The 12,638-nt window shown below is 49.2% G+C and carries 7 protein-coding genes; 6 read left to right on the top strand and 1 reads right to left on the bottom strand.

Features of this window, described 5'->3' with window-relative positions:
• The first annotated feature begins 2 nt into the window (after window positions 1–2).
• The 4 genes from P156_RS0103120 to rpe are packed head-to-tail and all read left to right on the top strand — an operon-like array spanning window position 3 to window position 4,097.
• Window positions 3–749, top strand: coding sequence for a Stp1/IreP family PP2C-type Ser/Thr phosphatase (locus P156_RS0103120; RefSeq protein ID WP_027868899.1), 747 nt, complete (start codon window positions 3–5; stop codon window positions 747–749).
• Window positions 742–2,571, top strand: coding sequence for a Stk1 family PASTA domain-containing Ser/Thr kinase (pknB, locus tag P156_RS11350; protein WP_185752133.1), 1,830 nt, complete (start codon window positions 742–744; stop codon window positions 2,569–2,571). Before P156_RS0103120 ends, pknB begins: the two co-directional genes overlap by 8 nt.
• A 4-nt stretch (window positions 2,572–2,575) precedes the next feature.
• Window positions 2,576–3,451: a ribosome small subunit-dependent GTPase A gene (gene rsgA / locus P156_RS0103110; RefSeq protein WP_027868898.1), complete on the top strand. Its 876-nt coding sequence runs from the start codon at window positions 2,576–2,578 to the stop codon at window positions 3,449–3,451.
• Entirely contained in the window at window positions 3,444–4,097 is a 654-nt protein-coding gene (rpe, locus tag P156_RS0103105) for a ribulose-phosphate 3-epimerase (protein WP_027868897.1), read from the top strand. Before rsgA ends, rpe begins: the two co-directional genes overlap by 8 nt.
• Window positions 4,098–4,161: 64 nt before the next feature.
• Here the strand turns inward: rpe and P156_RS12660 are convergent, their stop codons facing one another.
• Window positions 4,162–7,137 carry a transglycosylase domain-containing protein gene (locus P156_RS12660; RefSeq protein WP_051600559.1) on the bottom strand — a complete coding sequence of 992 codons (2,976 nt, stop codon included), beginning with the start codon at window positions 7,135–7,137 and terminating at the stop codon, window positions 4,162–4,164.
• A gap of 136 nt (window positions 7,138–7,273) precedes the next feature.
• On the opposite strand from P156_RS12660, the gene P156_RS0103095 reads away from it, so the two are divergent.
• Both P156_RS0103095 and P156_RS0103080 read left to right on the top strand, forming a co-directional pair.
• Entirely contained in the window at window positions 7,274–9,310 is a 2,037-nt protein-coding gene (locus P156_RS0103095; protein WP_027868896.1) for a ComEC/Rec2 family competence protein, read from the top strand.
• Window positions 9,311–10,008: 698 nt separating this feature from the next.
• Window positions 10,009–12,594 carry an N-6 DNA methylase gene (locus tag P156_RS0103080; RefSeq protein WP_027868894.1) on the top strand — a complete coding sequence of 862 codons (2,586 nt, stop codon included), beginning with the start codon at window positions 10,009–10,011 and terminating at the stop codon, window positions 12,592–12,594.
• The last annotated feature ends 44 nt before the right edge of the window (window positions 12,595–12,638 follow it).

The raw sequence follows: 12,638 nt of genomic DNA, 5'->3' as shown, positions 1-12,638 counted from the left end.
ATATGGAGGTTGGATTCAAGACCGACAGAGGGAGAGTGCGAAGCAACAACGAGGATGCATGCTATGTGATGCCACGTGACAAGGTCTTTGTTGTCGCCGACGGAGTAGGTGGCAGCAAGTCTGGAGAGATCGCAAGCAGAACCTGTGTCAATGGCATTGTAGGCTATGTGCGGGACCATCCATTGTCAGAAATGAAGACGCAGCATGATATCCGCGAATACTTCAATCGCTGTATCAAGGACGTCAACTTCACTGTACTGGAGAGCTCCCAGAGATACGAGGAAAACAGGGGGATGGCGACAACGGTGGTGGTCTCCTATGTTCATAACAATATGCTTCATATTGTCAACGTCGGGGATAGCCGTTGTTACGTTTACAGACAGGGAGAACTGACACAGATCACGGAAGACCACACCTATGTGAACAGCCTGGTCAAGGCTGGTGTGATCACCAGAAAGCAGGCTCGAAAACACGAGAACAAGAACATGATCACCAGGGCGATCGGCGCAGAGTACCGGGTAGAAGCGGACCAGTTCGTCACCCCGGTGAGTAAGGGGGATATAGTACTGATGTGCACAGACGGACTCTACGATGAGCTGTCCAGTGAGGAAATCAGTGCAAAACTAGGGGAAGAGATCTCCATGAGCGACATGTGCTGTGATCTGATCGACATGGCAAATGAGCATGGAGGAAATGATAACATCACGGTTATCTGTTTGAAGGTTACGGAGGATGACGCAGATGAGTAATAAGCTATTAATGGGAAGATACGAACTGATCCAGAAAATCGGCGAAGGAGGAATGGCGGTCGTATACAAGTCCAGAGACAGACTTCTTAACCGATACGTTGCCATCAAGATCCTGCGTCCGGAATACACCAAGGACGCGCAGTTCGTGGACAGTTTCCGAAAGGAATCACAGGCTGCTGCCGGTCTGCAGCATCCGAACATCGTCAGTGTGTACGATGTCGGCAGGGAGGGGAACATTCACTTTATCGTCATGGAACTGGTGGATGGAAAACCCCTGAGCACCATCATCAAGGAACGGGCTCCCATGGATTACAAGACCTGCATCGATCTTACGAAGCAGGTGGCCTCGGCGTTGTCTCTCGCCCATAGGAACAACATCATACACAGGGATATCAAGCCGCATAACATTATGATCACCAGCGATGGCACAGCCAAACTGGGAGATTTCGGTATCGCGAAGGCGGTCAGTGATTCGACGCTGACAGAGACCAGCAAAATCATCGGTTCTGTCCACTATTTCTCACCGGAGCAAGCCCGGGGGGCCTATGTGGATGAACGTTCAGACATCTATTCTCTGGGCATCGTTCTATACGAGATGCTTACTGGAGAAGTTCCCTTCGATGGGGATAATCCCGTTCAGGTGGCTCTTATGCACATCAATGAGGAGATCACTCCGCCGTCTATGCTTGTCAGCGGAATTCCGCCAGCACTGGAGAAGGTGGTCATGAAGGCCACAGACAAGTTTCAGTCCAACCGATATAAGAGTGCGGATGAGATGCTGGAGGAACTTAAGAACGTGGAGTTCGTCACCCACATGGTCGGTGACTCGGTGTTTGCCGGAGAGGATGTAGAAGCGTTCCGCGAGGAAAACCGCAGAAGAGCCATGCAGGCGAAGCAGCGGCCGAAAGAGCCGGAGGAGGACGAGAACTATTATGAGCGTCCGGTCCGCAAACCCAAGAAGAAAAGCAAGAAAAAACGACTTCTCATCATTCTGTTGGTGCTCCTGCTCCTGATTGGTGGAACTGTGGGAGTCCTGTACGCCATGGGATTCCTGGGCAACAAGGTAGAAGTACCTGATGTGACAGGTAAGTCCTATACAGAAGCCCAGGAGCTCCTGGAAAAAGCCGGTCTTGGCATCGAAAAGGGCGAAAGTGTCAACAATGAAGAGATAGAGAAGGGTCTCATCGCTGAGCAAGATCCTACCGGCGGTACCAAGGTCAGAGAGGGAACCAAGGTCGTTGTTAACATCAGCAAGGGCCAGGCACAGAATCCGGTTCCTGATCTCGTAGGAAAGACCTATGATCAGGATACGATCGAGGCTTACCTGCAGTCCAACGGTGGCTTCACCCTTGGGGTTGTCGAGGAAGAAAAGAACGATCATTACGATGTGGGACAGATCATACGCCAGGATCCGGGATCCGGAACGGATGCGGAGGCAGGCACCAGAGTGAACATCTGGGTATGTAGCGGCAAGAAGACCGATCCAGAGGCACAGAAGGTGGAGGTTCCTTCATTGATCGGTCTGGAGCTTAGCGATGCGAAGGCCAGACTGGCAGAAGCCGGACTGAAGGCCGGTGATCTGGAATACGAGGAGAGTAAGATCTACACAGAAGGACTGGTCATGTGGCAGCAGTACGATGCCGGTACCAGGCTGAAAAAGGGAACCAGAGTCAGTATGAAGATCAGCAAGGGCGCACCGGATACCCCGGAACCGGAACCGGATGATGGTGGCTCGGATGTCGAAGTTGAGCCCGATACTGGGAACACTGACACAGGCAATCCAAGTACAGATGAGGGTGGTTCTACGACGGACGGAATGTGATAGTATGAGAGGATTGATCACAAAGGGAATCGGAGGCTTCTATTACGTACGGACAGAGCAGGGTGTTGTTCAAACCAGGGGAAGAGGGATCTTTCGGAACGAGGATATCACACCGACCGTCGGTGACGAAGTGGAGATCAGTCTGCTGGAAGGAGGTGACGGTGTGGTGGAAGAGATCCTTCCCCGAAGGAATCTCTTTGCCAGACCTCCCATCGCCAATGTGGACAGAATCGTGATCGTGTTCGCTGCGACTAGACCCAAACCAAGTTTTGACCTGATCGATCGTTTTCTGATCATGGCAGAATCGAAAGGGGTCGACCCGATCCTGTGTATGAACAAAGTCGATCTGCTCGCAACCTCGCGTTGTGAACAGATGATAGAACGCTACCGGGGAATATATCCCTGTGTCATGACCAGCGGCATTGATGGAAGAGGCCTGGAAGATCTGAAGGCGTTGATCGGTGATCAGACCGTAGCGTTTGCTGGTCCATCCGGAGCAGGGAAATCCACGCTGATCAACCTGCTGGTGCCAGAAGCCTCTATGGAAACATCGGAAATCAGTCGAAAGACCCGGCGGGGAAGACATACCACCAGACATGTGGAGATCCTTCAGATGCCGGATGGCGGCTTGGTGTTCGACACACCCGGGTTCACTTCCTTTGACATACGGGATGTAGATGAGCAGGATCTGTGGCGTTACTATCCGGAGATCGCCGCAATCAGCGGCAACTGTCGATTCGATGACTGCATGCACATCAAGGAGCCTGACTGCGCGGTCAGAAAGGCTGTGGAGGATGGACAGATCCGTCAGGAACGATATGACTCTTACGTAAAAAACTATCAGGAGATCAAGGAGAACAACAGGAGGAATTATGGGTAAGCTTTCACCATCGATTTTGTCAGCGGATTTCTCGAGACTGGGAGAGCAGTCACTGCTTGTAAGCGAAGCCGGAGCGGATTACCTTCATGTAGATGTGATGGATGGACATTTCGTTCCGAACATTTCCTATGGTGCAGTGGTCATGAAGAGCCTGGACAAGTTGGACGTGGCCCCTTATGATGTGCACCTGATGATCGAGAATCCGGATGATTACCTGGGAGACTTTGTGACCGAGAGAACGGAGTTCATCACGGTTCATCAGGAGGCTTGTACGCATCTGGACAGGACCATCGATCACATTCATTCTTATGGAGTGGGGGCAGGCGTGTCCCTGAACCCGGCAACTCCGCTTGTGACGCTGGAGCACGTGCTCAACCAGGTGGATCTGGTGCTGATCATGTCTGTAAATCCTGGGTTTGGAGGACAGTCCCTTATCCCATACACACTGGACAAAGTCCGTAAACTTAAGGAGATCAGAGACGCCAAGGGGTATGAGTTTCAGATCGAGATCGATGGCGGGGTCAAGCCGGACAATGTCCAGTCCGTCGTTGAGAGTGGCGTTGATATCGTCGTAGCCGGGTCGGGCGTATTCGGTGCACCGGACATTGCGGAACGTACACGAGAGATGAAAGGGATGATCGGCTGAGTCTTTTACATTCAAAATAGAGGCTGTTGCGTTTGCAACAGCCTCTTTCTTTTGGCGGCGTTTATCAGTCGCCCTTTGATTTCTTGTGGGAACTTCCGGAGCCTTTCTTGGATTTGGATTTGGCCTTGGGACCCCAGTAATATCCGCCGGTCGAACTATATGTTCCGTCTACGTAATATTCGCCGTAGTTGTAACTGACGTTATCCGGCATTTTCTTATATTTTCCCTTGTTGGCCTTTGGGATCTGATTCATGATATTCCCCCAGAGGGCAGCTGCATAACCGGACATGCTGGTCAGGGAGATGTTCACATCGTTTCCGATCCAAAGAGAAGCGGAGTATTTCGGCGTGAATCCGTCGAACCAGATGTCATACTGGTCACTTGTGGTACCTGTCTTACCACCGGCAGCCACGTTGCTCAGTGCTGCTGCTGTACCGGTACCGCCAGAGACAACGCCCTTCATCATATCTGCCATGATCCAGGCAACGCCCTGATCCAGGACGCGGACCTTCTTGGTCTCCTTGGTCAGGATGGTCTTTCCCTTGCTGTTAGTAACCTTGGTGTAGCAGATCGGTTCTTCCGCACGTTCTCCATTGTTGGGGAAGGTGGTGTATGCGTTTGCCATCTCCAAGGTGGTGACACCCTTGGTCATTCCACCCAGTGCCAGGGCTGCAGCGTTCATATCGTTGGCCTTGGAGGTGTCGGTGACCAGTGTGCTGATCCCGTATTTCTTCACCATATTGGCGGAGTAATCGGTGCCCACCTGCATGTAGATTTTGTAGGCGCAAGTGTTGATGGAGTTTCGGATTGCGGAACGCAGTGTGTTGTATCCGCTGAATCCGCCTCCAGAGTTGCTCGGCCACTGTTTGCTGCCGTTGGTCGTCGCCTCATCGATACAGATGGAGCCGGCGGTGATCCAGTCTCCCCATCCCTTGGTTCCCTGCTTGTCGATATGATAATCCACAAAGGTGTGCTGCTTTCCGGCAGCTGCCTCCTCTGCGCTCTGCTGAAGAGCAGCGGAGTATATAGCCAGTGGCTTGATGGAGGATCCAGGCTGCCGCGGCTCGATGGCTCTGTTATAGAGCATCTTGCCCTTGGTCTTACGGCCGCCGACCATTGCTTTGATGTGGCCGGTCTTGTTTTCGATGATCGTCATGGCTGCCTGTGGCTGCAGAACTCTCTGGTTGACAGTGAAGTGCTTGTTGTCGATGAAGTACTTGCCGTTCTTCTTCTGGCGGAACATGGCCTTTCCTTCCGGACTCTGCACGTATTCCTTGCTGATGACGATATCTCCCTTGTCGTTCTTGCTCTTCGCATTCTGTGGAATGTTGATGTATCCGCCGGAATAGGAGTAGAGCTTGCCGTCAATGAACTTGTACAGACTCGGGAATTCAATACTGTAGTCGGTTTCCCCGTTTACAGTGGTCTCGAAGATGTTCAAACGCTTCCCATGCTTGATGATCAGTCCGCCATCATCGGTAGCCTTGATCTCCTTGCGTTTGAAGGTGAATTTCTTTTTCTTGATGTAGTTGCTGTACTTGTAGAGCATGACAGCCCCATACTTGTTCAGGATGTTCCCCTTGGAATCATAGTTGATGTTCGTCTGAGAGGGGAAGTGATAGTTCTTCTTGAACTCCTTCTGGATGATCTTCTGGGCTTTCTTGTCCATGGTGGTGTGGATCCTGAGACCGCCCTTGTAGACCATGTCCCAGGCCTCATCGTAGGAGATTTCCTTCTCCTCCTGCAAGTCCTTGATGACCTCAGCGATGACGTAGTCGGTGAAGTAGGCGATGTTGGAGTCGTTCATATGATAGTTCGGATCCAGCATCTTCTTCAACGGCGTGTTCATAGCGCTGTCATACTCTTCCTGTGTGATATATCCCTGTTCCTTCATCAGTGCCAGACACGTATCGCGTCGATTCTTTCCGGCATCGTTCATAACGTACACTCCGGTATTATCCTTGTGCAGGATAGTATTCGGGTCCGGCCTGGCATCTTTGTCCATAAGTACGACCAGTGCGTAATCTGTGGGAGCCTGCGGCATGGATGCCAGTGCAGCACACTGGGGAAGGGTAAGATCTTTTGCATGCTTATTGAAGTATGCCTGAGAAGCTGACTCGACACCCCAGCTGCCGAATCCCAGGTTGATAGTGTTCAGGTATGCCTCCAGGATTTTCTTCTTGCTCAGGTTGCGCTCCAGCTTGACGGTATACCAGGCCTCAACGATCTTACGCCTCATGGAGTGCTCTTCCATCTGATCCTTCAGATATACGTTCCTCGCTAACTGCTGCGTAATGGTACTGGTACCACTTACCTGACCTCCGGATGTCAGCTTGTTCTTGATGGCGCCCATGATACGGATAAAGTTGAATCCGTGATGATCCCAGAAGGTCTTGTCTTCCAGGGCTACAAAGGCGTCGATCAGGTTCTGTGGAAGCTGGTCATAACTGATGTTGGTACGGTTCTCCTCAGAGTAGATGGTGTCGACCTTCTTGCCCTTATCGGAGTAGATCACGGTACTCTCTGTCAGCTTGTTGTAGAGTTCGCTGGTATCGATCTTGGGGGCAGTGCTGATGCACCAGGCAGCGTATGTGCCAGCGGCCAACACAGCCAGGACTCCTGCGATGATGAATGCAAGCAGGATCCGCAACCAGATGCGGCGTTTCTTCTTGGGTTTCTTGGTTTTTTTCTTCTTGGTTGAGGCCGCCTTGGCCGCCGCTGGTTTGGCAGCCGCTTTCTGCTGGGCCGGTTTGGCTGCCGCTTTTGGCTGAGCCGGTTTAGCTGCCGGTTTGGCTGCCGCTTTCTGCTGGGCCGGTTTAGCCGCTGGTTTGGCAGCCGCTTTCTGCTGAGCCGGTTTAGCTGCCGGTTTGGCTGCCGCTTTCTGCTGGGCCGGTTTAGCCGCTGGTTTGGTAGCCGCTTTTGGCTGAGCTGGTTTGGCAGCCGTTTTCTGCTGAGCCGGTTTAGCTGCCGGTTTGGCAGCGTTATTGGTAGAAGCGGTAGTCTGCTTGGAAACAGGTTTGTTATTATTCTCGTTGCTCATATGATATCCTTTTCAAAAGTCAATTCATAAACCTACATAAAATAATTCATACTATTATACCACAATCGATGGACAAAGTTAAGTAAAATCTGTATAATAAACGTACTTAATAGGGGGCCGAAGAAGGGATTCGGTCATGAGAAGAGAATTGTTTGCCTGCGTTATCAGTATGCTCAGCGGGGTCATTTTGAGCCATGTGGTACGGCTTCTGGCTCCGGCAGTAGGCCTTACAGCCTTGCTCGGCCTGCGTCTCGGGTGGAAGGTGCAGCCGCATCGTAAGCTGGCTATGTTGATCGTCGTGTCGTTTCTATGCGGCACGTTTTTATTTTATGGGGAAAGTCTGTATTTTTCCATAGGAGAGCGAATCGACAGCCAGCGTTCCCATACCCTACAACTAAAGATCGAGCAGGTGGAAAGAGTGGAGAAGGAACAATACAGACTGACCTGCCGCATCGAATCCATCGATGGCAGACAACTGGCACGCCTTTTGCCTCAGCGTGTCCTGGTCTCCTGCTTTCGCTATATACAGGACCCATGGGGACTTTGTGGACGGAGGATCCTGACCAGTGGCGCGCTGGCTCCGCCGGAAAGCTCAGGCAATCCACGCACCTTTGACTATAGTCTTTACCTGAAGAGCAAGGGGATCAGCCACGTGACCACCATGCAGGAGTACACCCTCTGCGATGGCGCTCAGAATCCTTTGGCACTTCTGAAGACGAATATACTTCGGGGAAGAGACAGGTTTCTTCTATCGCTTCCCTGCAAGGAAACGGAGCGGGCTCTTTTGTCTGGAATACTGTTTGGAGATACGCAGTCTCTGGAGGAAGAGACCTATGAACAGTTTCGAAGCAATGGCACTGCTCACGTCCTGGCTGTCAGCGGGCTGCACATCGGTATCCTGTACGCAGCCTGGAGACGTCTGTTCGGGAAGAAACAGAGCAAGGGGGCCCTGTTTCTTCTTCTGGCTTTTCTGTGCTTTTATGGCACTATTACGCTGTGGTCGGTCTCCGTCACAAGGGCCATATTGTTGATCCTGTTGATTGTGTACGCGGAGAGGACAGACCGGCGCTACGATCTTCTCACATCGCTGTCTGCAGTGGCACTTCTGGTGGTTCTGCGGAATCCCTTTGCGGTGTTTGGATCCTCGTTCCAGATGTCCTTCCTGGCGGTGTGTGCCATGGCCTTTTTCGGCCCGTTTCTTCTGCGTAAGATGCCCCTGTGGGTCCCGGATTCGGTTGCTGGGATCCTTGCGATTCAGATGGGGATGATCCCTTATACAGCCTATGTGTTCAATTATGTACCCCTGCTCGCGATCCTGTGCAATCTGCCAGTGGTGTACCTGTTATCTCTTATCGTGCCGATGGGACTTGCTGCCATGGTCTTGTGCCTCATCACGGGAACTTCAGGTGTGCTGGGAATGGTTCTGGTATCACTTGCGACGATGCTGCGGGATGTGAACGGGTGGTTTTCTATGTTGGGACGCTTTGCTGCGGATGTACAAAGTCCACCGTTCTGGTTTCTATTGGGGATTTACTGTATCATGTTTTTTGTCACCTCTGAAGAGTTCGTGATCCTGAAGGGAAGAGGGCAGAAGGAGGCGCTGCGGAGATGGGGGAGCCTTCTTCTGGCAGGGTGTGCACTGTTTTTTGCCTGTGGGGGAACCCCCATGGACAAGGCTTCCCTGATCTTTGTGGACGTAGGGCAGGGAGACTGTCTGCACATCCGTGCCGGGCACTCGGTGGATCTTCTCATCGACGGCGGCGGAAAGGAAGATTATAATGTGGGAAAGAAGATTCTGAAACCGTATCTTCTGAAAAACGGGGCAGGGGATGTGGATCTGGCCATGGCGACCCATCTACATACGGATCATTACAAGGGGTTACAGGAGCTTTGTGCCTGCTTCAGGGTGAAGCGCCTGCTGATCTCCGGAGAGGCAGGCGATGTGATCCGGGTGTCGGAAAGGTGCCGCATCGAGTTGCTCTGGCCTGAGGAGCGGAATTCAGACACGGAGGATGAGAATGTGAACAGCCTTATCTTTCGGGTGGAGATCGACGGGGTCTCCGTGTTGGTCACTGGGGATCTGACAGAGGAGGGAGAGCAGGCCATGCTGGATCGATATCGGGGCACGGACAAGTTGGACTGCGACATTCTGAACCCTTTTTTCGAGTTATGATACGAAATATCGAGAACGTATCGTGGTCGTAGTGAAACTATCTATGTCAAAGTAAATGAAGTGCTCAGTACGCTGTAAGGTTAATCTACTGATAGAAAACCCTCTGAGAGGACCCTATTGCCATTCTCAGAGGGTTTTAAGTACGTTATTGATGTTTGCCTCGTTTGTGCTCTTGAAGAGCTTTAAACAAGTCTTATTTTAGAAAGCAAAATTATCGATTCTTTGGACTTTATGAACCTGATCGGAGTCTATTTTATGCTTGCCACTTTATCGTTTATTGTTGCGTGTGTTTCAGCAAAAGCATATAATGGGGTTATAAACTTTGTTCAACCGCAGAAGATATGGAATCAGCTACAATTCGAATTGTTGAGAAAGAAGAGTACTTGGAAGAAAGAGGGTGAGAAGCAGCTGATTGGGATTTTTTGAAGAACATGTATTCTGGCCGCAAGAAGATGATGAACAGGGAGAAAGGATCGAACTGATCCAAAGGCCTAAGGAAAGAGGTATCATGATGATACTATCCAAGAAACAAATGACTGAAGAGGACATCAAACTTCGATATATCACTCCAGCCATTACTGCCAAGTGGCCGTTAAATCAGATCACGATGGAGACGAAGATCCGTTGATTAAAGCCTCATTTTAGAATATAATGTTATATGGCTTTTTATGCCAAAAATTAAGAAAGGAATCGCCACAATGGATAGCTATTTACGGATTGACGACGACGGAAAAATTATTGATTTCATCACGGGCACTGCATTAGAAAACCGCCCAGAAGAAAGAGTACGTCAGAAATTTATAAAAATCTTAATGGAGGAATACGGCTACAATAAAAATCAAATGGCACGGGAAGTCGGGATATTTTACGGCTGTAGTGAAATGTCAGACAGTGACGGCAACCCCGTTCGTGCTGATATTGTCGTATATGAAAATGCAATTGCTTGTCGTGGTAGGGATCAGGGGAAAATACTTTTTATTGTTGAATGCAAAGCGCCTAATCACACAGAAGGCTATAAGCAATTAGTATCATATATTTATAACACAAGCGCGTCAGGCGGCGTTTGGTATAATGGTGACGGCAGCGAGTTTGAAGTGGCTTATTTTCGTCGGTTGCACGAACCAGATAATAAACTTATCGAATGGCCGGGCTTACCGCGAAAAAATGAACAATGGGATATTTTCGGGCGCCGCAAAAAGTCTGAATTAAAACCTATTAAAGATGTGAAAGCGCTTTTCCATTTATGCCACAATAAATTACATGCGCGCGGGTCTGAAGAAGATGATTTAACTATGGAAATGGTTAGAATCATTTTAGCAAAAGCCCGTGATGAAGAACGCGAAGGCGAAACACCGCAATTCTATTGTACACCGGAAGAATACAATTCCGAAACAGGAAGAACAATAACAGACAGAATCAACAGTCTTTTTGATGAGGTTAAAATCGACAATAACGAAATATTCACTTCGGAAGAACGTATAATGATAGGCGAACGCGCCTTAAAAGACGTTGTAACAGTCCTTCAAGATTTTCAGTTATTACAAGATTCAACCGATAGCGTTGAATGGGATTTAATGGGCGCAGCGTATGAAGAATACACCGCAACATATTTGAAACGGCAAGCCGGACAGTTCTTCACAAATAGGCTTGTTATAAATTTCATGGTTCAAATGCTTGCACCCACGCCGGACGATATTATATTAGATCCCGCCGGGGGCAGCGGTGGATTTTTGACGGGTTCCTTGCGTTATGTCCGTGAAAGAATACTTTCAAGCACAGCAACCGATATTGTAAAAAGGCGCCGTCTTGACAGTTTCAAAAATAGAATGTTCATGGTAGAAACAAGCAAGAGACTTGTAAAAGTTGCGCGCACTGCTATGATACTAAACGGCGACGGCTATACAGGAATGACACAGGGCGACAGTTTAGGCGCCTATTCAAACTTTGCCGAACGAATTGTTTCTATGTGCAAGCGTGGCACCCCCTCTATTATTCTAACTAATCCGCCTTTTGCGGGTGTTGGTGAAGGAAAGATTTCTGACAAGCGCACGCTCGAACGTTTCGATGTTGGCAAAAAATGGGCATACATAGATGGTGATTATCAAAAAACTGACGAATTATGCAGCGATGGCGTACCGCCTGAAATGCTGTTCGTTGAACGTTGTATTGATTGGCTAAAGCCCGGCGGAAAATTAGGAATTGTTCTTCCTAAAGGTTTTTTAGATACAAATACATATCAACCAGCCCGCGCCTATATGTTGAAAAATTGCCGTCTATTGGCTGTTTTGAATATGCATAAGAACACTTTTCAACCCTATACAGGGGTTAGAACGTGTCTTGTCTTTGTTCAAAAATTTTCAGAAAACGACAGCTATGATACAATAAGCGACTATCCTGTATTCATGGCAATTTCAAATAAAATTGGTCAGGATTCAGAAGGTGTTCCGATTTATCAATACGATGATAGTGGCGAAAAGACGGAAAAAATAGATCAGGATTTAGATTTGATACTGTCAAAATATCAATCTTTCACTGAAAGCGATCTTTCTAATTCTGAATACTGTTTCTCTATCATGCGCAGCGACATTGAAAATGATTACAGATTCAACCCGCAGGCATTCATGCCCAGCTTAAATGAAACGCTGCGTGCGGTTGCAAACATAGATAATATTGACGGTTGGAGCGTTACCACAATAGGACAACTGGTTCCTGATATTCAGATTTTCAAAGGTCCACGGTTGCGCACGGATAATATAAACGTTTCGGGGCCGAACGACGGAGCGCAAGTCGAACCGTACTTCACACCCTCTGCTATCCTGCAAGAAAAGGCCGACAGTGTTAAATACCTTGATTTATCGCGTGCAACAAAAAAGCAATTGCATGATTTTGCAATCGTCAGGTTAAAACGAGGTGATATTGTGATCACTCGTTCCGGTTCAATCGGCCGGGCGTCAATGATTACACAGCAATTTGACAAAGTTATTGCAAGCGATGATTTAATTAGGGTCAGGATTAACGACGAGTATTTGCGGCATTATGTTTATTGTTATTTACAGTGCAAGGAAGCAGTAGATCAAATGATGCGCAACGAATACGGTTCTATTCAGCAGCATTTAGAACCCGCGCATGTCAGCAACCTTTTGATTCCTGTTCCGGACGATATGGCGTTGCTTCAGCCTATAATTGACGCGTCAAAAGCGGCATTTACAAGCAAAGAAGAATCATATAATTCCCTTCAACAGGGAATCGGTGCTGTTCGTTCATTGATGGATACCGTCAAATAAATAGGACAGGCACCACAAAGCACCCGCCCTTCTGTGACAGGGTG

Origin of the sequence: Eubacterium sp. AB3007, assembly GCF_000688015.1 — a bacterium.
Lineage (GTDB): Bacteria > Bacillota > Clostridia > Peptostreptococcales > Anaerovoracaceae > Aminicella.
The sequence above is the reverse complement of the archived record's forward strand: the minus strand, read 5'-3'. Positions and strand labels throughout refer to the sequence as shown.